Origin of the sequence: Spirosoma flavum, from assembly GCF_042686045.1 — a bacterium.
Taxonomy (GTDB): Bacteria; Bacteroidota; Bacteroidia; order Cytophagales; family Spirosomataceae; genus Spirosoma; species Spirosoma flavum.
In genome coordinates this window covers 735,328-756,631 of the sequence record NZ_JBHUOM010000001.1, presented here as the reverse complement: position 1 = coordinate 756,631, position 21,304 = coordinate 735,328, and the positions used below count along the sequence as shown (strand labels likewise).

General features: G+C 46.5%; 15 protein-coding genes. 9 read left to right on the top strand and 6 right to left on the bottom strand.

Going from position 1 to position 21,304, the window contains the following annotated elements:
* The first annotated feature begins 50 nt into the window (after positions 1-50).
* The 5 genes from atpA (at position 51) to ACFS25_RS03015 (ending at position 5,140) form a co-directional block, all read left to right on the top strand.
* Positions 51-1,625, top strand: coding sequence for a F0F1 ATP synthase subunit alpha (gene atpA / locus ACFS25_RS03035; protein WP_381496925.1), 1,575 nt, complete (start codon positions 51-53; stop codon positions 1,623-1,625).
* An 83-nt stretch (positions 1,626-1,708) separates the two neighbouring features.
* On the top strand, positions 1,709-2,608 hold the full coding sequence (gene atpG, locus ACFS25_RS03030; RefSeq protein ID WP_381496924.1) for an ATP synthase F1 subunit gamma: 900 nt from the start codon (positions 1,709-1,711) through the stop codon (positions 2,606-2,608).
* Positions 2,609-2,870: 262 nt separating this feature from the next.
* Complete coding sequence (locus tag ACFS25_RS03025; RefSeq protein ID WP_381496923.1) at positions 2,871-3,443, top strand: DUF4136 domain-containing protein; 573 nt, start codon at positions 2,871-2,873, stop codon at positions 3,441-3,443.
* 96 nt (positions 3,444-3,539) lie between these two features.
* Positions 3,540-3,845, top strand: coding sequence for a hypothetical protein (locus ACFS25_RS03020; RefSeq protein ID WP_381496922.1), 306 nt, complete (start codon positions 3,540-3,542; stop codon positions 3,843-3,845).
* 221 nt (positions 3,846-4,066) lie between these two features.
* Positions 4,067-5,140 (top strand): M48 family metalloprotease, encoded by a 1,074-nt coding sequence (locus ACFS25_RS03015; RefSeq protein WP_381496921.1) that lies wholly within the window; start codon positions 4,067-4,069, stop codon positions 5,138-5,140.
* A 121-nt stretch (positions 5,141-5,261) separates the two neighbouring features.
* Here ACFS25_RS03015 and ACFS25_RS03010 read toward each other — a convergent pair whose 3' ends face one another.
* The 4 genes from ACFS25_RS03010 to ffh form a co-directional block, all read right to left on the bottom strand.
* Positions 5,262-5,873 (bottom strand): NADPH-dependent F420 reductase, encoded by a 612-nt coding sequence (locus ACFS25_RS03010; RefSeq protein WP_381496920.1) that lies wholly within the window; start codon positions 5,871-5,873, stop codon positions 5,262-5,264.
* A 51-nt stretch (positions 5,874-5,924) separates the two neighbouring features.
* Positions 5,925-8,270, bottom strand: coding sequence for a translocation and assembly module lipoprotein TamL (gene tamL / locus ACFS25_RS03005; RefSeq protein ID WP_381497409.1), 2,346 nt, complete (start codon positions 8,268-8,270; stop codon positions 5,925-5,927).
* Positions 8,271-8,359: 89 nt separating this feature from the next.
* Complete coding sequence (locus tag ACFS25_RS03000; RefSeq protein ID WP_381496919.1) at positions 8,360-13,420, bottom strand: translocation/assembly module TamB domain-containing protein; 5,061 nt, start codon at positions 13,418-13,420, stop codon at positions 8,360-8,362.
* A 381-nt stretch (positions 13,421-13,801) separates the two neighbouring features.
* Entirely contained in the window at positions 13,802-15,121 is a 1,320-nt protein-coding gene (ffh, locus tag ACFS25_RS02995) for a signal recognition particle protein (RefSeq protein ID WP_381496918.1), read from the bottom strand.
* A 379-nt stretch (positions 15,122-15,500) separates the two neighbouring features.
* On the opposite strand from ffh, the gene ACFS25_RS02990 reads away from it, so the two are divergent.
* Both ACFS25_RS02990 and ACFS25_RS02985 read left to right on the top strand, forming a co-directional pair.
* Positions 15,501-15,848 carry a hypothetical protein gene (locus ACFS25_RS02990; RefSeq protein WP_381496917.1) on the top strand — a complete coding sequence of 116 codons (348 nt, stop codon included), beginning with the start codon at positions 15,501-15,503 and terminating at the stop codon, positions 15,846-15,848.
* Between the two features lie 351 nt (positions 15,849-16,199).
* The gene (locus ACFS25_RS02985) at positions 16,200-17,042 is read left to right on the top strand and encodes an endonuclease/exonuclease/phosphatase family protein (RefSeq protein ID WP_381496916.1); all 843 of its coding nucleotides are present in this window, start codon (positions 16,200-16,202) and stop codon (positions 17,040-17,042) included.
* Between the two features lie 61 nt (positions 17,043-17,103).
* Here the strand turns inward: ACFS25_RS02985 and ACFS25_RS02980 are convergent, their stop codons facing one another.
* Together ACFS25_RS02980 and ACFS25_RS02975 are read right to left on the bottom strand one after the other, a co-directional pair.
* Complete coding sequence (locus tag ACFS25_RS02980; RefSeq protein ID WP_381496915.1) at positions 17,104-18,801, bottom strand: amidohydrolase; 1,698 nt, start codon at positions 18,799-18,801, stop codon at positions 17,104-17,106.
* Between the two features lie 130 nt (positions 18,802-18,931).
* Complete coding sequence (locus ACFS25_RS02975; RefSeq protein WP_381496914.1) at positions 18,932-19,291, bottom strand: DoxX family protein; 360 nt, start codon at positions 19,289-19,291, stop codon at positions 18,932-18,934.
* Between the two features lie 250 nt (positions 19,292-19,541).
* Here ACFS25_RS02975 and ACFS25_RS02970 point away from each other — a divergent pair, with 250 nt between their 5' ends.
* A complete protein-coding gene (locus ACFS25_RS02970; protein ID WP_381496913.1) occupies positions 19,542-20,765 on the top strand; it encodes an NADP-dependent isocitrate dehydrogenase in 1,224 nt (407 codons plus the stop codon).
* 87 nt (positions 20,766-20,852) lie between these two features.
* Positions 20,853-21,263: a Dabb family protein gene (locus ACFS25_RS02965; RefSeq protein WP_381496912.1), complete on the top strand. Its 411-nt coding sequence runs from the start codon at positions 20,853-20,855 to the stop codon at positions 21,261-21,263.
* The last annotated feature ends 41 nt before the right edge of the window (positions 21,264-21,304 follow it).

Here is a 21,304-nt window from a genome sequence, read left to right as displayed (position 1 = left end):
ATCGTACCTTTGCGGCCGAAAAACCAACATTAAATTCTCATTATATACATATGGAATCCGTAAGACCCGACGAGATATCAGCCATCCTGCGCCAGCAACTGGCGGGAACCCAAACCGAGGCTGAACTCGAAGAAGTCGGTACGGTACTGCAAATCGGCGACGGCGTAGCGCGTATCTACGGTCTCTCGAAAGTGCAGGCCGGCGAATTGCTGTCTTTCGACAATGGGCTTCAGGCCATGGCTCTGAACCTCGAAGAAGACAACGTCGGGGCGGTACTGCTCGGCGATTACTCAGAAATCAAAGAAGGCGATACCGTTAAACGTACCGATCAAATTGCCTACGTAAATGTTGGTGATGGTATTCTTGGCCGTGTGGTAAACACTCTTGGTTTACCGATTGACGGTCTGGGGCCAATTCAGGGCGAATTGTTTCAAATGCCGCTGGAGCGTAAAGCACCAGGGGTAATTTTCCGCCAACCAGTAACGGAACCGTTACAAACAGGTATCAAAGCTATTGACGCTATGATACCTATTGGCCGGGGACAGCGCGAACTGATTATTGGTGACCGCCAAACGGGTAAGACCGCTGTGGCTATCGACACCATCATCAACCAGAAAGAATTTTACGACAAAGGCGAACCAGTATTCTGTATCTATGTAGCCTGCGGTCAGAAAGCATCGACCGTGAAGCAGGTAGAGCAAACGCTGCGTAAGGCCGGTGCTATGGATTATACCGTAGTCGTTGCGGCCAGTGCGTCAGATCCTTCGCCAATGCAGTTCTTTGCGCCATTTACGGGTGCCGCTATTGGTGAGTTCTTTCGCGACACGGGTCGTCCCGCACTGGTTGTTTATGACGATTTGTCGAAACAAGCTGTTGCTTACCGCGAAGTGTCGCTTCTGTTGCGTCGCCCACCGGGCCGTGAGGCTTATCCGGGAGACGTGTTTTACCTGCATAGCCGTTTGTTAGAGCGGGCTGCAAAAATTAACGCCAACGACGAAATCGCCAAGACTATGAACGACCTGCCGCCGAGTCTGAAAGACAGAGTGAAAGGTGGTGGTTCGCTAACGGCTCTGCCAATTATTGAAACTCAGGCAGGTGACGTATCGGCTTATATTCCGACAAACGTAATTTCGATTACGGATGGTCAGATCTTCCTTGAATCGAACTTGTTCAACGCAGGTATCCGTCCAGCCATCAACGTTGGTATTTCGGTATCACGTGTTGGAGGTAATGCTCAAATTAAGTCGATGAAGAAAGTGGCCGGTACGCTAAAACTTGATCAGGCTCAGTTCCGCGAACTGGAAGCCTTTGCCAAGTTCGGTTCTGACCTTGATGCTTCGACCAAACTGACCATCGAACGGGGTCGTCGTAATCAGGAGATATTAAAGCAGCCTCAATATTCACCGGTTTCTGTTGAGCAACAAGTCGCTATTATTTATGCGTCGGTAAACGGTCTGCTCGATAGAGTGCCCGTTAATAAAGTGAAAGCATTTGAGAGTGAGTTCGCTATGATTCTGAGTGCGCAACACCCAGCCGTTCTGAGCGACCTTCGCGCCGGAAAACTGACCGACGAAGCTACGGCAACGTTGAAGAAAGTAGCGGCTGATTTGTCGGCTCAATATTAGAAATTAGTTGTAGGTAGGTAGGTTGTAAGTTTCCCAATGGACTCACTTACAACCTACTGACTTAGTAACTTACTCAGTGAAACATGGCAAGTCTTAAAGAAGTACGCGCTCGGATTACGTCGATCAACTCGACACAGCAGATAACCAAAGCCATGAAAATGGTGGCGGCAGCCAAGTTGCGCCGGGCGCAGGACAACATTACGCAACTGCGGCCCTATGCTCAGAAATTGAGCCAGATGCTAGGAACCGTTTCGGCTGGAGCAGAAACCGCGTCAGAAAATCCGTATAAGCAGGCACGCACAATTGAGCGAGTCTTGTTGATTGTGATTACATCGGACCGGGGTTTATGTGGCGCTTTTAACACAAATGTGGTGAAAGGTGCGCTGACACTTTTGGATCAGAAGTATACGGCTCAGGCTCGTTCGGGCAATGTTGACATTATGGCCATCGGCAAGAAAGGCGCTGAAGCGTTTCAACGCCGGGGCTTTAAAGTCAACACATCACATGTTGATGCCTTTAGCTCATTAAGTTTTGCTACTGTCCGGGCGGCTGCTGAAGAAGCAATGGCAGGGTTTGCCAATGGCCGTTACGATGTGGTTGATGTAATTTATAACGAGTTCAAAAATGCCGCCATGCAGATTGTACGGACGGAGCAAATGCTGCCTATTGCTGCGGCAGAAGCTCCAACTGGATCAAAGCCCGGCGTTCCAGCAACCTCCATCAATTACATTTTTGAGCCGTCTGAAGAAGAGATCATTACAGAATTAATTCCTAAAACGCTTAAAATCCAGTTGTATAAAGCCGTTTTGGATTCGAACGCATCAGAACATGGTGCCCGGATGACAGCGATGGATAAAGCAACTGAAAACGCGGGTGAACTTCTAAAGGAACTCCGACTGGTCTATAACCGGACGCGTCAGGCAGCCATCACAACCGAGATTCTCGAGATCGTGGGGGGTGCCGAAGCACTGGCCAGCGCCTAAAACGGCTCTATTTAACCTGCCAATAACAAAGCCACTACCCAACCGGGTAGTGGCTTTGTTATTGGCAGGTTAAGAGTTTGTTAAAAATGGTTAAAACCTAAAATCAGTTTGATTATAAGCACGTTACGAAGTTATCTTTACCGGTAACCGATCAGTATATCCTGAACGAATGAGGCTTATTACTAGTTATTAAGGTGTGATATACGAACAAGTTTTTTTTAGCGTTTACTAATCGGTTCGATACCATCTAACGATTCAAAAAATGAAACTTAACCACATAATCACCAGTTTGTTCGTCGCCGGTACGCTGGCTTCCTGCGCTCCGGCCATTACGGTCAAATACGACTACGATCCTAAAGTTAACGTTCGGCAGTTTGCTACGTATCGTATTGAGGCAGACCGACAACGTAATGCAGACCCTATTGTAGGTAGTAATCTAAACCAACGCCGGATTGCCGATGCTCTCGATCAATCGCTTAAGGCACGTGGTTATAAACCCGTAACGCAGGGTGAAGCTGATTTAGTTGTCCGGTTCTTTATGGATTCTAAAGACAAGCAACAGATGCAGTCCAACAACATGTATTCACCCTATTCGTGGTGGTATGGCGGTGGTATGGGTAACAATATGTACTCCCGGCAATATGAAGAAAACCGGGTGGTTATTAACGTATCAGATGCTCGTACAAATGATATTGTTTGGCAGGGCTGGGCAACGGGCCAGTTAAACAACCGTAACAAGGAGCGTGATCGGGATCAGGCTTTCCGCGAAACAGTGACGAGTATCATGAAGAACTTCCCAGAGAGTGCCGGGCAGGATTATGGTGCCGCTCGGTAATAAGTTTAACTACTTAGTAAAAAACCTGCCACCCAACGGTTGGCAGGTTTTTTTATGGCCATCGGTTTTCGTTAATTTGATACTTTCTACCCTGCTATGTCTGCTATAAGCCGAGGAGTTGTGTATTCTCTCATAGCGGTAATACTTGTACTACTACTAGGCATTGCGGCTATGTTGAGTATAGCGTATCATCGACATCAACGGCTGGAAGACACAACCATTGATCTTCAACGTAATCTTAGCCAGCAGAAAGGGCAAATAAAAGACCTCCAGCAGCGGCTTGACGATTGTGACACAATTCAGACAATGGTTCCGGTTGACACCACCTGGGGCAAGAATGCACCAATAGATTCGGCCAGTGTTATTAGTATGGCCGTTCGCTACCAACAATTTTTACAGTAACAAGGTTATCAATCTACTGGTCAAGGAAGGCGGCTAACTCAGCGGAACCCAATGTTTTAGACCGGATAAAGAAGATTGTTGGCGCTCAACTTAATAAGGGTGACTGATCTGTAAATAGCCCTGATTTCCTTAAAGTCTACAACTTTAGCGACACGCTTCTAAAATAGCTATCCCGGTTTTTTCGTTATTCAGCCGTGTTGAACGATTAACCCCAACCGGTTATGCTTGTGAAAGCGACTTTATCCCTACCCATTATAGTATTAAGTACGGCCCTTGCTGGCCCATTATTTGCCCAGAAAAATACAACGGTGCTTCCTATTGGTTCAGGTGCCTTCATTTGTAGCTATACTGGCGGCAAAGTTGGTCCACAAGTCATCTGCGCCCCAACTACAGCATCTAGCGGTCATGCCGAGCGGGTAGTAGACCGGATTCTTAAACCTATCGGCCTGATGCGGAACTTCAAAGTAATTGAATGTTCTAACACCGACAACTGCTTCGCAACCGTTCTCAAAGGTCAGCGATTTATTGTCTACGATGGAGCATTCATGCAGCAAATTGAAGACGAAACCGAAACAGACTGGTCGGCCATAAGTATTATGGCTCACGAAATCGGGCATCATTTGCAGGGCCATACAATTGATGGACAGGGTGGACAACCGCAAAAGGAAATTGAAGCTGATAAGTTTTCGGGCTTTGTGTTACACCAGTTGGGCTCATCGATGGAGGAATCAACTGTGGCGGTGAAAGCTCTTGGCGATGAACACGCTACCTCAACGCATCCAGCAAAACCGGCTCGTATTGCAGCTATCCAAAAAGGCTGGCTGGAAGCGGAGGCCATGTATCCCAAAAGCCGAACTGCTATAAAGACGCCGGTTGCAATGGCGCCAAAACCAGTTACGGCAACGACTAATCCTGTAGCAGCAGCGAGGCCGGTTATTGTGCCAAAAGCTTCCGTTCGACAGTCCAGTGTTTCGGCAACTGTAGGGTGCGTTTCTGGCGATTGCGAAGATGGTAAAGGTGTATTCGTTTACCCAACTCGCGAGCGCTATGCCGGAGAATTTGAAGAGGGTGACAAACACGGTGAAGGCGTTGAATACTATGCCGACGGTAAAATAAAATACAAAGGCAATTTCCGCGACAACCTCCGCTCTGACTATGGAGTTTACTACTACCGTAACGGTGATAAATACATGGGCTGGTTCCAGAATAACATCCCGAATGGGAAAGGAACTTACCACTTCGCCGACGGTGATCAAATCGTGGCTACGTTCAAAAATGGTCAGCCGGTGCAATGAACAGGTAGAAGGAAAGCAAAAAGGCAAGCGGGTAAATTACCCGCTTGCCTTTTTGCTTTCCTTCATATATAAATGTAGAGATATTCTGTCCTGGCAGTCTCAGACGCTCAACAATAGCCTATTATTCGGGTAACTTAATCAGGTTATTGCTCGGTAAAGGTCCACCAAATTGTTGTAGTTTTCCACCTGTAACAAGTCCGCCAAGGTCAATACCAGCAAAGCCAATCTTCTTGATTAGTTGACTAACGTCTGCTTTTGCAGCAGTATCATCGCCCGACATAAAGATAACTCTTTGTCCACCAGCTTCATGCGGATCAGCCGCTAATATTGCCGCATCAAGCGTGTTGAATGCCTTCACCATACGCGCTCCGGGCACGAATTCAGCAACGACCTCACTCGATGTTTTTTCGCCAAGATCAGCGGGTGTGAATGCAGGGAAAACAATGAAATTTGTTGCGTCAATAACGATACGACCACCCCAATTCGGCAAGTCTGCCAAGGCTTCGGATAAGTGCGTCCACGGCAGAGCTAATAAAACAATGGCAGCTTGCGCAGCTTCTTCAACGGTACCAGCCTTTATACTACCTCCCAGTGTGTTAACTACTTCCGATAAAGATTCTGGGCCCCTACTGTTGCTAATTATAACCTGATAACCGGCTTTTGCTACATGTTTAGCAAAAGCTTGAGCAATGTTGCCCGCTCCTATAATTCCAATCACGTCGTTTGTGTTCATCAGTTCTCAGTTAACTTGTTGACTATAGAACGTAGATTCCGATAATAAAGATTAGAAGGGATAACCAACTGCAATGTTGAATACCAAATTTCTTTTGCGCCAGTCTGTGCTGCTGAAGTCTATTTGATTAATAACCCACTCACTACCATTGGTTTTGTAAGGTTTCCGCAAAGGTGTTGCCAGATCGAAACGCACCAGGAAATACGACAAGTCAATACGAATACCAACGCCCGCACCAATAGCTATCTGCTTTATAAAATCTGAACTGAATTTGGCGTGTGCATCTTCCCCAAACGTGTCGTTGTTTGAGTAGGTCCAGACGTTACCCGCATCCACAAAAACGGCACCTTCGATATACTGCGTGAACTTGGCTCGAAGTTCGGTGTTAGCTTCGAGTTTAATGTCTCCCCCACCATCCTGAAATATATATCCATTGCGAATGGTGTCTCGGGCAAACAAGCCCGGCCCAATAGCACGTGGCCGAAAAGCTCGGATGCTATTACTGCCCCCCACAAAATACTGCTTCGTCAGCGGCAGTTGAAACCCTTTAGAGTTGCCATATGTAACCCCTAAGCCCGCAAACAGGCGATTGGCCCACGTTATTTTTGGCGTTAGTTTTCTGTATAAACGAGCGTCAGCATCAACCCGAAGGAACTGGGCAAACGGAACATTGAAAATGATTTTGTCTCCGTAATCATTTCGTTTATTGGTCAATAAGTTAGCCAGATTACCCGCTATCTCAACATTTGTTGCCAGTCGGAATGTAGATGCCGAAGCCGAACGAAGCGGTGTATTATAGTTGAATGAGTATAAGCTGCTGAAAATTAGCTGCTGGGAGTTACTTACCGTACGAAATTGCTGAAAGGTATACGAGTTGTTTGCCGCTGAGTCAATAAAGGCCGTACTGATATTAGATGGCCTTACATACGTAACATTGAACGGTTGAAAAGAATGTTCGACCTGCTGGTTCTGTCGCCAGGAATACCCGAATGTTGTCTGGAATGAATTCAGATCATACAAGCCTCCCCGAATAATTCTCTGATAACTTAACGTAGCATTTGTTTTAGGTAGTGCCTGACGACGCTGATCGTAGCGAAATGGCAACGGGCTTACCAAACGAGGAAAGCTGAGTAGTATGTCGGCCCCCAGGCGGTAGTTCGTGATACTCTGTTCTCCGCCACCTACCTGGAATTCAATCCCCGCCGTCGTATTGATAGTCAGCAGTTCAGCACGTTTTAGCGTGTTACGATTACGCCAACTTAGAGTCACCTGCGAACCGTTGAAGTTGTTCGAGCGCGACGTTCCGTCCACCTCCACCCGCACTGATTTAGCCGGGTAGGGCGTCAGGTAATAATGCACATCCAGCACGGCGGAGTCACCCTGCTGGTCGGGTTCAAACCGGTTACGGACAAACTTAAAGGCACCTACGTTAATAAACCGGGATAGAGTCAAATCCTGCGCGCGACTGTTATACCGGCTACCGGGCTGCACTGTTAAAATGTCGCGAAACAATTTAGGATCAAATCGGCGTGTGGTATCGACAATAGTAAACCGTTCGTCGCTCTTATAAGACTGGCGTAGGTTTGTATCGGTCTGGGCGGTTGAGAGATTATAATTCGGGTAAATAAACACATTCCGAATCCCATAAGGCACACCGGCAGCATTGGGCATTTCGGGCTTGATAGCGAAATACAAATTGGTCCGATGATTGACCGAATCATTGTCGGCCAGTATGGCTATATAATCAGGCAGAAAATAATAATAGCCACGTTGCTTGAGGGCCTGACTGATGCGTTCGCGCTCTAACTTAATATTATCAAAACGGTATGGGTCACCTTTTTTGATAATGGTACGCCTGCCAGCCACGCGTAAGGCCCGCCGAACAGGTGTTGAATCAGTAAGAAACGCCACTGAGTCAACATGGTAGCGCTGTTGAACATTGACCGTATAAACCCCTCTCGCTTTGTAGCCACTTTCTTTCAATTCTCCCGTAACGTTTGAGCCGAAATACCCTTCATTTTGAAGAGTAGCCTTCCAGACCGGAATATTTGACGAAATAGCCTTTGCACTCGCTAATGTAGGTTCTTCACCAAACTTCCGACGAAACCATGCCCGGAACCCATTTTTTTTGGGTTCACCAAACAGATAGTACAGCCCAACTTTGTACGGATAACCAAAGAGTTGCTTGTTGGGTCTCGGACGGGCTAAGGCGCTTAATTGCGTATTTATGTTCCCCTGCTCATCTTTAGAAACGGTCGAATCGGCCTTGATAACAATGTCCGTTCCGGCGTAAAGACGCTCATTTTCGGGTAAGTGTTTGGCAATATTACAGGCATTAAGCGAAAGAATACACAGCCACAAAAACAGATGCATCGCCGGGCGGAAGCCTGTAGCCATGCCTTGTTTTAACCCGGATTTTGACCGGAGAATACGTATGTTTTGAGTGACTATAGCAGCAATAACTGTATATATACGAACCATCATAGTTAATTCAGCGAGGGTCTTGGCGACCGACGCAGGATGTCGGCCAGCGTATTATAATCGACCGTGATGACAAAGCCAACGCCCGTTTCAATAATATAGCCATCTAGCACGGCCTGATAATCATTACGTCTGTAGCCTCGGAGTACATAACGCCCGTCGCGGCTGAGGTTGTAGTTCAACGAAACGTTGTCAAATACCTCGTTTGGATTGCGGGTTGCGCTTTGAGCCGCATTTTCTAGTACAAAATTCCGGCCAACGGCTACCGTGAGTCGCCCAGAAAGAAAACTCTTTGAGAGACCCACATTCAAATCTGTGCGGGCTCCATTGGTGGTACCTCCGGTATTGGAACTGCCCGTTTGCGACAGGAGGTTAAAATCAACATCGAAGCCTTTCAGAATACCCGATGCCAGTCGCCCCAATTGTTCAGAAATGAGTTTACTAACGCTGCTCCGGGCTACACCCTCTGCCTGCGTATCCAAACCTCCATTGTTGGACGAGGAGAAGAAATCCGACGTATTTTCGGGTAAAAACCGGTTTAAAATCAACAGGGCAAACACCTGTTTATTTATCTGTGACTGGTCTTGCCGGAGGGTTTTGAGCTTGTTTTCAATTGTCGTAGCAAACTCACTCGATGCAGCGGCTCCACCATCTTCAGCTTCGGGAAGGCGAATATCGAAATCCAGTTTTGGCGCAGCTAAGTTATTGCCAATAGTTAACGCTACATCAAAGGGGAGCTTTCGATTAAGTGCTGCCGGACTCGTTGTTGTGGACTCGTTGCCAATGAGGTCGTCAGGAGAAGTAGACACCTGATAAATAGCTGTGATGTTAATATCTGCCTTGAGTGGATCGCCGGTAAACTGGATATAGCCCCCCTTTTGAATCTTAAATTGTCTTTTTAATACCTGATAGGTCAGCGAATATTCCCCCTCGGTTACGTCATACCTTCCCAAAACAGTTATCTCACCGGCGGCATTCACGCCCACGTTGAGCCGGGCATTACCCTTAGCCCGTAGATAATCACCGTTTAACTCATCTACCACAATTGTTAGTTCCGACTTCTCATCAGCCTCTAAATCAAGCGAGATATTAGCATTACTAAGTTGATCAAAGGCTAGCCGGGGTGCCAGACTATCGCGTTTGGGACGGTATAAATATTTTGTCAGCGCCAGCGAATCTTTATGGTTGATGAACGTAACAATCTTGTTCGATTCATTCACATCTAACTGTTGATCGGGTAGCACTACCGATACCTTACTCCCATCTTCGAGCCGAATGGTCCCGTTAACGGAAGGACTGGTACCTGCGCCTTTAATCCGTAAATCAGCTGTAACGGCGGCTTGTCCGTAGGCATAATCATTATCTTTTCGGGCTGCGTTCAAGACCTGAAAATGATCGGCCCGGACGCGCAGATTGTACGTCGCATTGGGCAGGTTTCGTAGCACAACCGTACCATCAGTCGTTAATGTCCGACCTTGATTATCACGCAACTTAAAGCCATCCAATGTGATGGTTTGGCCTGAGAAAGCAAGATTCTCTTTGTCAATATGGTACGTTGCGTTGAGTTGCTTAATGTTGAAAGCGACCGAATCAAAGGCAACACTACCGTCTAGCTTTGGGTTGTCGGCGGCTCCCGCCACTGTAAACCCGCCACTGAGATTACCCTTAGCCTGCCGCAATTCGCCAAAGCTAAAGGCTTCAATCGTACGAGCATCTAATCGGTTCAGCTTGATGGCTAGATCAAACGCTTCCTTTGCATCCTGAGGATTATAGAAACCCGTAATTGTCGCATCATTATATGGTCCGGCAAGAGTTGTATTGACGCTGATACGTCCGTCAGTATTGTTACTGAAGCGGGCGGTAAGGTTGCCGATTGGTTTGCTCATCGCCTTAAGGCTGTCTATGTAAACAGACCCTGTAAAGGCTAAATGGTTATTGCTCCCCATATAATCGCGCACAATCACTGTACCGTTGAGCTGACCACTGGCTAACGTAGTATCCTGATTGGCTAACCGGGCCAGATTAGCAAGCTCAATGGCGCGGGCAGTAACCCGAATTGGCGCATTACCATACTGTTCGGTACTACTAATTTCAAGTGATTGCTGCTTATCTTCAATGTGTAGTTGATTAATCAACACCCCATCTTTACCGTATTGCGCAAAACCAGTGGTATCAGTCGTCCAGCGTTGATAATTGGTTAATAGGCCATTAGGTGCAAATTTGAACCGGTAGCTGGAATCGACAATACTCAATGTACCCGAAACGCCGTGCAAATCCTGATTGATTGAATCTTTATTGACGACTGCAAACCGGAACTGGTTATTAGCGGCTATCCCTTTCAGGTCCGTCTGTCGAATGGTTATGCCATCATATAGCACCCCGTCGATTCGCCCGTCCACTTTCAATTGATTGTTGGCTCCCCGCAGGGCCAGCGTACTTCCCTGTAACGTGGTAGTATCATAAACGACAACACCCGTACGCAACGTAGCCGACAAAGTAGTGTCGCGGGTATTGTCCAGATAGGCATTCAGCCGGACTGTATCCAACCGGGTCAGCGCCGGGACAAACGCCTGAAAAAGAGGATTTTGATAGGCTTTCAGCCCTAGCGTAAACGCATGAGGGGGCGGAATTCTTTTATACGTAAAAGATGGCAACGCAATGTACTGGCTGATTTCGCCCGCAATAATATCATACAATTGGGTGTACTCAAACTGCCCGTTAAGGGTCAATCTCGCCCCCGGCAGTTGAGCCACCACGTCCTTAGTAGGGCCATTGGCGGCCAATCGGGCATACAATGAATCGACTGGGTAATTTTTACCGTTCAGGCTTAGAACCGCATCACTCGCCGAAACGGTGCCAATGGGCCGGGCCGGATCGGTTGAAACCATATCAAGTATAATTCGGCCTTTGAGCGATAATGGATCTTTATAGAGCTTAAGTTTTTGCAGATTCAACTCGTTTATTACTGTCTGACCTACGATGCTTGGGAAGTCGCCCTTTAAACCAACTTTAGTGTCCAGGGTTAAGTTGGCATTAGGGTCTTTAAGTGAGCCGGTGAGATCCAAATTGCCATTCGCCAGTTTGCCTTCTGCATCAAGGTTCTGGTATGTGTAACCGTTCAGATCAGCTGACTGAATATTCAGGTCGAAGCGAGTAGTGAGCGTTTTGGGGTCAATACCCCGTCCATCAACAGTCGCCCGGCCCGTCAATTTACCAACCGTGCCCGTTTGTTTCAGCCACTTGCCCGCATCGAAATCATTGAGGTTCAAGGTGCCTTTATACGTCTGATTTTTGCCAGCCACAAAGCCAGCCAACTTACCATCGAATGCCGCCGTTCCCCAGTCGGTGTTCAGCTTGGCATCCAGAACAAGGTCGTTTAGCTGACCCTTGAGTTTCCCTGTCAGTTTAAACGTGGGTGGTAGAGCAATTGATGAGGGAATCGACCCTTTGGGTGCCAGCTTATTAATATCAGCCAAACTGGTTACAGCCTCCTGCACCGTCATGTCTACCCCAATATGATCGGGGTCGGTCACGTTTGTCATGCGACCACTAGCGCGTACTCTTGTTCCCGATAGCATCGTTAGCTCCATGCGGGGCAGGTTCAACGCAGCCAGTGTACCTACTGCCTGAGCATTTGCCTTGAAAACACCACCGCGATTCCCGGCAAATGGGGGCGTATCGGCCAAAAAGGGAGCTAGTTGCAGAACATCTTCAACCGACAGGCGACTTTGACGCAGGTTTACCCGAACACCCACACGCTTCGCAAACCGTGGGTTACTCAACTGCCCTAACGAGTCATATCGTAATGTTAACTGGTCGCGCAGCAGAGTCGTTGGCGTTTGGATATAAAGTTTGGTCAGCGTGGTGGTCGTATCTGTGTACAGAACATTGCCATCCATTTGCTGGAGAACAAAGCCACTGGTAGACCGGAACCGACCATTTCTTAGTTGCCCACTGATGCGCTGACCCCGTTTACCTAAGTCCTTATAAACCAAAAACCGCCCGTCGATTCCTAAGTTCTGTAAATCGAGATGACCGTAATCAAGACCCTGTTTTTGGCGGGGAGCGGTTTCATCATCGTAACGAATGCGATTATTGGCAAAGCGGACGTTGGTGAGTTTAGCTTGCCAGCCCGGTGCTGTAGTGACGGATGCCGTTGCCGGTTGAGTAGTCGTTGGTTTCTTTACCGGTTTGGTTAAAATGGCCGCAACATCGGCGTTGGACAGATCGAGTGATTTGATACCGATTTTCTCGCCATCTAAATAGAAATAATCTGACTCCATGGCTAAACGTTCCGCGTTGCCCTTCGTCCGAAAATCGGCTGTTTCAACTTGCACATCCCATTTGGCACGGTTAACCTGCCATTTTCCTAAAGCAATATCGAGCGTATCGCCGGGTTTGGCAGGGGGGCTGGGTGGCGTTGGTAACCCTTCGAATAAGCGTGTATAGATATCAAGTCCATTTACGGCTACAGTAGATAAATGATACTTGGATTTGGATACGTCGGTCTCACTGAAGTTGGCCCGCAGGCTATCTACATACGCGTTGACATCAGCTCCAACTACATCATCTTTATACTTAATCCGAACGTCTTTCAAGGCAATACCCGTCAGATTAATGACCATCGAACTAGCGGTTGTGTCAACGGTCGTAGCAGGTCCTGGCGTAATAAACGCATTGACCAGATATTGAAAATTGAATGCCGTGTCTGGTAAGGTACGGTTGATATTCAAGCGAATATGTTCTAATTCAACTTGATTCAGGGCAACGCGATTGTTGAGTAACCCCCACATATCGAGGTCTATGCGCATTCGGCCTCCATTGATCAACGTATCGCCTTTTGGTGTTTTGAAGAAAACGTCCTCTAATTCAATCCAATCCGGAATAGAATAGGTGACACGCCCGATATGGAAAGGCGACTGAATCTTTTTGGTGAGATATGAATTTACCTGATTCGTTACCAACTGCTGCCCCCAGGGAGTTGTGGCCACAAGCACCACAAATCCTATCAGTAACAGGACAATGGCAAGTAAACCAAGCAAAATACGGACAAACAGTTTCGACACAACACGCTGAGTTTTGGCGGGTAATTGACCGGTTCTAAGAACGCATCAGGAAAATAATAGTTGCGATTATAACGAGTTACGAGCGTAATATGTTACTGATTAGCCCTAAAGCTACTAAATGTCCAGAAATATCTCCTATTTATAGAATTGAAAGCCATTTACCAAATCACATTGAAAACATGAAATTATCACTTGTCACTGAAGCTAAGTAGGGAGGAATTACTACCATAGACGTAATTGCCAGGCAATAATAACAGGATGTTGCTGAACAATTTTAACGGCATACCACCAGGGCTATTTAGATTTCTAAAAGTACCTTAATAAAAAGGGACAGTCTTTTCACGACTGTCCCTTTTTATTATCCTAACCGAATACCAGCGTTTATCGCACCATTTTATTCAGCTTACCCGAAGACTGCATAGTGTTCATTTTCTTCATCATCTTACGCATCTCATCAAACTGTTTCAGTAAGTTGTTCACCTGCTGAATACTCGTTCCACTGCCGGCAGCAATACGCTTCTTTCGGCTACCGTCAATGAGTTCGGGACGGCTCCGTTCGATAGGCGTCATTGAACTGATAATGGCTTCGATTGGCTTGAAGGAGTCATTGTCAATATCCAGATCCTTAATCATCTTGCCCATGCCCGGAATCATACCCAGCAGGTCTTTGACATTACCCATCTTCTTGATCTGTTGCAACTGCGACAGAAAGTCGTCGAAGTCGAACTGATTCTTGCGCATTTTAGCACTAATGCGCTTGGATTCGTCTTCGTCAAAGGCTTGTTGAGCCCGCTCGACCAGCGAAATTACATCGCCCATGCCTAAAATGCGGCTAGCCATCCGGTCTGGATAGAACACGTCGAGGGCTTCCATTTTCTCGCCCGTACTAATGAACTTGATGGGCTTGTTAACGACCGTTTTGATGGACAGGGCAGCCCCTCCTCGGGCGTCGCCGTCAAGTTTGGTTAAAACAACCCCGTCGAAATTAAGTCGTTCGTTGAATGTTTTGGCCGTATTGACCGCATCCTGCCCGGTCATGGAATCGACCACAAACAACGTTTCGCTGGGAGATATTGCCCGTTTAAGGTCTTCAATCTCCTGCATCATAACTTCGTCAATAGCCAGACGCCCGGCGGTATCAACAATTACGACTTTCTTACCAGTCTTACGAGCCTGAGCAATACCATTCAGGGCAATTTCAACGGCATTTTTGTTGTCAGGCTCCGAATATACCTCCACGCCAACCTGTTCGCCCAGTACTTTTAACTGGTCGATAGCCGCCGGGCGGTAAATATCTGCCGCAACAAGAAGAACGGTACGACCCTGTTTTTTCAGGTACGCTGCCAGTTTACCCGAAAAAGTCGTTTTACCGGACCCTTGCAAACCGGCAATTAGCATAACAGCCGGATCACCTTTGATATTGATGCCCTGCGCTTCGCCACCCATCAATTCGGTCAGTTCTTCCTGCACGATCTTGACGAATAGCTGGCCTGGTTCAACTGAAATAAGCACCTTGCGATCGAGAGCTTTATCGCGGATGCGGTCCGTAATGTCCTTCGCAACTTTGTAGTTAACGTCGGCATCGGTAAGAGCGCGACGTACTTCTTTAATCGTCGCGGCAACATTTATTTCAGTAATACGGCCCTGTCCTTTTAAGGTCTTAATAGCCTTATTTAACTTATCCTGAAGATTCTCAAACATAGTCTATAACAAACGATGGGACAAAGATAACAGTTTCTGACGGGCGTTTTTGCAGTGAAATACTAGTTAGGTCAGCTTCTACGTTATTTTCCTGAATTCGCTGTTTTGTTGAATAGGTAGAATTAAGGTAAATTTATTAATAACACGTAAAAACACAACAACTTTACACGGCTACAGGGTGAATGTTCTGCTAACGAATAGGTAAGGCAAAAAAAAGTTGGCATCATGTTTGTTAGCATCAACTAAAGCAGAACTATTTAGAAATATCTTAATACAACTATATGAAGCAATAATACTATTATATATATTTGTAACGAATGCATTTCTCTTAGCAATCGTCACAAATAGCATCTTTTAGTGACTCTTAACCAACTGCATCGTGAGAACTACTTTGATTAAAACCGCAACGGGTTGTCTAGCCATTGTTTCGCTGATAGCCTGCCCTTTTATCTTATCAGATACCATCGCGATGTCGTCGCGAGATGCATTCTCAACTACCTCAACCTTTGTGAAAGACCCAACTAGTCACGCTCAAGCGCGGCCAGTTACCTTCGAGAAAAATCACATTTTAGCGCGTAATTCGTCTGCAAAGGTAGAATCGGTTTCAACAGCCACCGCCCCAAAAGTAAACAAGGAGGCTGAGAAAAAAACAATTAGTCGGTGTTGGAAACGGTTGATGAATATGGCGCGTGAAATACGACACGCTCACACGAAAACTACTAAATAGAACTTTGCTCAAAAAGCAAATGCCCCACGGTCTAGCTAGACCGTGGGGCATTTGCTTTTTGAGCAAAGCTGAAAAGAAATGTGATAGCTTAGCCAACAAAAACAAGTATACCGTTCTGAAAAGCATTGTACTTATCCCATAAATTTAAATTTATTTAGAGATTTAGAGCTATCAATTGATTATAGCACAAATTCTATTTACTGGCTCTATGAATGTGCAGAAATAAGCGTCACCTACGGCGAATCACCCTGGCCAGTTGACGTATCTGGAAAATAGGCTAAGAAATTTTCCGTGATTGTGTCTCGTTACAGGAAATATCTGTTTTGTATGCCTTTCTAACTAATGACTAAAATGCATATATCAATTCTCCTCCTGTTTGCGGGTATGTTAGCCTTACAAACATCATTTGCCCAAAAATCTGAACCGATTACGGTTGCTACCTATAATATCCGCTACCAGAATAAAAGCGATGGCCCAAACGCATGGGAGAACCGAAAGGAAAATGTAAAAGCATTAATCCGGTATCACGAATTCGATTTATTCGGAACGCAGGAAGGCTTGCGAGAACAGCTAAACGACATCGCCGAACTGAACGAATATGCCTTTTTTGGGGCCGGTCGCGATGATGGAAAGGAAGCAGGTGAACATTCGGCTATTTTTTATAAAAAAGACCGATTTAAAGTTTTACAATCCGGCAATTTTTGGTTGAGCGAAACACCAGACAAACCCGGTAAAGGATGGGATGCCACGTGTTGCAATCGGATCTGCTCTTGGGTGAAACTTAATGATCTGAAAACTAAAAAAGAGTTTTACTTCTTCAGCGTTCACTTCGATCATCAGGGTGTCGAAGCTCGTCGGCAATCGGGTAAGTTAATGGTTGAGAAGATCAAGGAAATTGCTAAAAATGTACCTGTAATTCTCGTGGGCGATTTTAATTCAACACCCGAAACGGAACAGATTCAAAGCATACAAGGCTTGCTGAAGGATTCTCGTACTGTGACGGCTATGCCCCCTTATGGTCCGGAAGGAACATTTAACAGCTTCAAGTTTGATGCTCCAATGGACAAACGAATCGACTACATTTTCGTCAGTAAACAATTCAACGTATTGAAATACGGCGTATTGACCGACGCCAAAGAACAACGCTACCCGTCTGATCATCAACCAGTAGAGATCAAAGTCGTTTTAAACTAACGAAGGTGGTGTCAGGGTTTAAACCCCTGACACCACCTTCGTTAGTTTAAAACTGATATAACTATTCTGACCGCGACGAAGAAACTTTCGCTGCTGCCTTTTCAACCTCTTTCTTAACCGCTTCCCGCTGATCATCGCGCAAGGTCGGATACGTAATACCCAATTGTTCTAAATAGGTCTTGTACTTAGATGGATTGTAGTAGAACGGCTCCAGCTTAGGCTTGAACTCAGTCATTATTTTTTTATTCAAATAGATGGCTGGTTTCTCTTTAGACGAAATCAACGGCTCATATTTGATGTCTTTGGTCTGCTCGTCTTTGTAATAGGCCCAGGCTTCTTTAAGAATTTCGGGCTTCAGCAGCAGGTCCAGCAGTGTCATGGCTTCCGCCTTAGCCCCATACACAATGCCTTTATGAGCGATTGGCGTAGCCATCGAAATAGCGTTAGCCCAGTGGTGACCCGGTAAGCCTGGAATATTGCTGGGGTAGCGTAATACAATCGTTGGTAACGACCAGGAAATATCAGCGATATCATCAGAACCACCACCCATTGGCGTCATGGCCTGACCACCCATCATTACAACCGGTGCTGATGAAGTAGGCATACCCATCGAATCTAATTTCACAGCGAGCCCTTCAACTTTGGGCGCTTGTAGTTCAAGCTGCGACGCTCGTGCCAGAAGCTGATCATCGTCAGACCAAGTTGGCAGGCCAACTTTCTTGATGTTCTCGTACATAGCGGCTGCAATCGGGCGGTTAGTGTGCACCGGCCAGGCCGACCCCAAAATATCGTACGTGAATTTTGTGTCCGTCATCAGGGCAGCCCCTTCTGCCATTTTTATACCCGTTTCAAACAACTTCTTGATTTTCGGATAGGTACGTTCGCGGAAATAATACCAAACGGCGGCTTTAGATGGCACTACGTTCGGCTGATCACCCCCGTCAGAAATGACATAGTGCGACCGTTGGGTCAGTTCAAGGTGTTCACGTCGGAAATTCCAGCCGATGTTCATCAACTCTACGGCATCCAGCGCACTCTTGCCGCGCCAGGGGGCACCAGCCGCGTGAGCTGCCTGACCTTCAAAATTAAACCGCGCCGAAATCAGACCGTTATAGCCATTATCTCCCCACGATACACCCAAGTTATTACCCACGTGGGTAAAAATGCAGGCATCAACGTCTTTAAAATAGCCATCGCGAATGTAGAATGCTTTAGTACCAACGAGTTCCTCGGCAACGCCCGGCCATAGCATGAGCGTACCGGGAATCTTTTCGCGTTCCATCAGTTTCTTCACCGCCAGCACAGCCACGATATTAAGTGCCTGTCCCGAATTATGACCTTCGCCATGACCGGGTGCGCCCTCTACGATTGGGTCTTTGTAGGCAACACCGGGTTTTTGACTGGCTTTGGGAATGCAGTCAATATCGGAGCCGACAGCAATGAGTGGTTTCCCCGATCCCCAAGTAGCAATCCAGGCGGTTGGAATACCGGAAATGCCTTTCTGAATCGTGAAGCCTTCTTTTTCGAGTAGCGTAGTCAGGTATTTGAAGGACTCTTCTTCCTGGAAACCTAGTTCTGCAAAGCTGAACAGCATGTCGTTGATTTGCTGTGCCTGAACCTTATTAGCCTCAACGGCAGCAACAGCTTCGGCCTTAAGTTTTTCGATACGGTCGTTAGGCTTAGCCGCTTTTTTGCTCTGGCCAAACAGCAGCACAGGGAGCAGCAGCAGCCCAAATAAAAGATTTGTACAGTTTTTCATTAAATTATCAAAATTTCGTTTGGATTATTGGGCTATTGTCAGTTCAATATACTGACAAATTTACTAAACTAAAAAGATAAAAAAAGCAACTCGCTCGTGAGTTGCTTTGTAATGAAGACTATTATTTCTATTACAATGGTTTTGATGGTAGAAACAAACCTGGCTTTGTCAAAAACATAACGACCCAAACAAATGACAACAGAACTACGGGTGATGTTACGGGCTCACCATGCGCCAGGTGGGCAATTATGGCTCCGCCCAGATAACTGCATATCAGAAAAAAACCGATGTTGCGCGTAACCGGCAGCAGATATAGACCTACAATAACCACTTCAATTACGCCAATCAGGGTGATGTATGGCCCAACGCCTAATGCGGTCAAGCCTTTAACAACCTGTTCGGTACCGGCAAGCTTGCTAAAACCACTGCCCAATAATGCAAGGGCAGGGAGAGCAATTAATATCCATTGAATCCATTTGTTTTTGATCATATCAAGTGATAGTTACAGAGTTATGAAAAGTAAGTATTTATAAATGATTGTCAAACAACAGCACCTGACCAGGGCAAGAATATACGACAATCAGCACGCTGAACCATGCCGGATTGACCCTTTCGGTTTGAGAATTCGATGCCGTTACAGACTTTGGCCCGAGGATGGGTTTAGTTTCCCGAATCCGCTTGAATCACTACCTTTGCACCTAAGTTTTTGTATCGTTTTCAATCGTTTATACTAAAGTCAAATGGAAAAAATTAAAGTGGTAAATCCGGTTGTCGAACTGGATGGCGACGAAATGACCCGTATCATCTGGAAATTCATTAAAGACAAGCTAATTCTGCCCTACATTGACGTTGACATTAAATACTACGATCTAGGCATCGAATACCGCGATGAAACCAACGATCAGGTAACGATTGACGCGGCCAATGCCATTAAACAATACGGTGTTGGTATCAAATGCGCTACCATTACCCCCGACGAAGACCGCGTTAAAGAGTTCAATCTGAAACAAATGTGGAAGTCGCCGAACGGCACGATCCGCAACATTCTGGATGGAACAGTATTCCGCGAGCCGATTGTAATGAGCAACGTTCCGCGTTTGGTAATCAACTGGAAAGCGCCAATCATCATTGGTCGTCACGCCTTTGGTGATCAATATAAAGCAACGGATTTCGTCGTGCCGGGCAAGGGCAAACTGACCATGAAATTCGAAGGTGAAGATGGAACAGTTCAGGAATATGAAGTCTATAATTTCCAGGGTCCGGGCGTGGCAATGGGTATGTATAATGTAGACGAATCCATCCGGGGTTTTGCGAAAGCCTGTTTCAACATGGCCCTGCAAAAAAACTGGCCGTTATATCTCTCGACCAAAAACACGATCCTGAAAAAATACGACGGTCGTTTCAAAGATATTTTCCAGGAAATCTACGACGCCGAATTTGCGGGTAAAGTTCATTACGAACACCGCCTTATCGACGACATGGTTGCTTCGGCTCTGAAATGGGAAGGCAACTTTGTGTGGGCCTGCAAAAACTACGATGGCGACGTTCAGTCGGATACGATCGCACAGGGATTTGGTTCGTTGGGTCTGATGACTTCCGTACTTGTTACACCCGATGGTGAGACGATGGAAGCCGAAGCCGCTCACGGTACTGTAACGCGCCATTACCGCGAGTATCAGAAAGGAAATAAAACATCGACTAACCCAATTGCTTCCATCTACGCCTGGACGCGTGGCCTAGCATTCCGGGGGAAACTGGACGACAATCAGGAACTGATTGACTTTGCCAACGCGCTCGAAGCGGTTTGCGTTGAAACAGTTGAAAGTGGTATCATGACAAAAGATTTGGCTCTTTCTGCCTATCCGGTTGGTACGAAATTAACTGCTGGTGAGCAATACGTTAACACCGAGGAATTCCTCGAAGCACTGGACACGAATCTAAAAGCAAAGCGTGGCATTGCGTAATGTTAAGTTATAGTATTTCATCAAGAAAGGGCCGCTCAAGTAGGGTGGCCCTTTTATTTTCTTTACCCTCTAAAATCCTGTTGTCTCATGAAACATATACTTGCTCTCGTGACGTTGGCTCTGTTATCGGTAACAACCTACGCTCACAATCCCAACGCAGAACCACCCACAAAAAAGATGAAAGCAACTACCAGCGTGCAACACATTGTGTTATTCAAGTTCAAGCCCGAAACAACACCCGAGAAACTAAAGGAGATCGTGGCTGCTTTTGAAGCGTTGCCCTCAAAAATCAAAGAAATTAAGGATTTAAAATGGGGTCTGAACAATAGCCCCGAAGATCATGCTCATGGCCTGACTCATGCGTTTATCCTGACGTTCGACTCCGTAAAAGACCGCGATGCCTACCTGCCCCACCCCGCTCATAAAGCGTTTGGCACCATTGTCGGTCCCTGGATTGCCGACTTGACGGTGGTTGATTTTGCAAATCAGGGGAAATAAGTTTGCTTTACGTTTAGACCCATTATCATAGTTCGACCCCT

What these genes read in the sequence shown, in the direction of transcription:
- ACFS25_RS02965 (WP_381496912.1), top strand. Translation starts at nt 20,853, where the DNA reads ATGAAACATATACTTGCTCTCGTGACGTTGGCTCTGTTATCGGTAACA.
- tamL (WP_381497409.1), bottom strand. Translation starts at nt 8,270, where the DNA reads ATGGCTACAGGCTTCCGCCCGGCGATGCATCTGTTTTTGTGGCTGTGT.
- ACFS25_RS02975 (WP_381496914.1), bottom strand. Translation starts at nt 19,291, where the DNA reads ATGATCAAAAACAAATGGATTCAATGGATATTAATTGCTCTCCCTGCC.
- ACFS25_RS02970 (WP_381496913.1), top strand. Translation starts at nt 19,542, where the DNA reads ATGGAAAAAATTAAAGTGGTAAATCCGGTTGTCGAACTGGATGGCGAC.
- ACFS25_RS02985 (WP_381496916.1), top strand. Translation starts at nt 16,200, where the DNA reads ATGCATATATCAATTCTCCTCCTGTTTGCGGGTATGTTAGCCTTACAA.
- atpG (WP_381496924.1), top strand. Translation starts at nt 1,709, where the DNA reads ATGGCAAGTCTTAAAGAAGTACGCGCTCGGATTACGTCGATCAACTCG.
- ACFS25_RS02980 (WP_381496915.1), bottom strand. Translation starts at nt 18,801, where the DNA reads ATGAAAAACTGTACAAATCTTTTATTTGGGCTGCTGCTGCTCCCTGTG.
- ACFS25_RS03020 (WP_381496922.1), top strand. Translation starts at nt 3,540, where the DNA reads ATGTCTGCTATAAGCCGAGGAGTTGTGTATTCTCTCATAGCGGTAATA.
- ACFS25_RS03025 (WP_381496923.1), top strand. Translation starts at nt 2,871, where the DNA reads ATGAAACTTAACCACATAATCACCAGTTTGTTCGTCGCCGGTACGCTG.
- atpA (WP_381496925.1), top strand. Translation starts at nt 51, where the DNA reads ATGGAATCCGTAAGACCCGACGAGATATCAGCCATCCTGCGCCAGCAA.
- ACFS25_RS03015 (WP_381496921.1), top strand. Translation starts at nt 4,067, where the DNA reads ATGCTTGTGAAAGCGACTTTATCCCTACCCATTATAGTATTAAGTACG.
- ACFS25_RS03010 (WP_381496920.1), bottom strand. Translation starts at nt 5,873, where the DNA reads ATGAACACAAACGACGTGATTGGAATTATAGGAGCGGGCAACATTGCT.
- ffh (WP_381496918.1), bottom strand. Translation starts at nt 15,121, where the DNA reads ATGTTTGAGAATCTTCAGGATAAGTTAAATAAGGCTATTAAGACCTTA.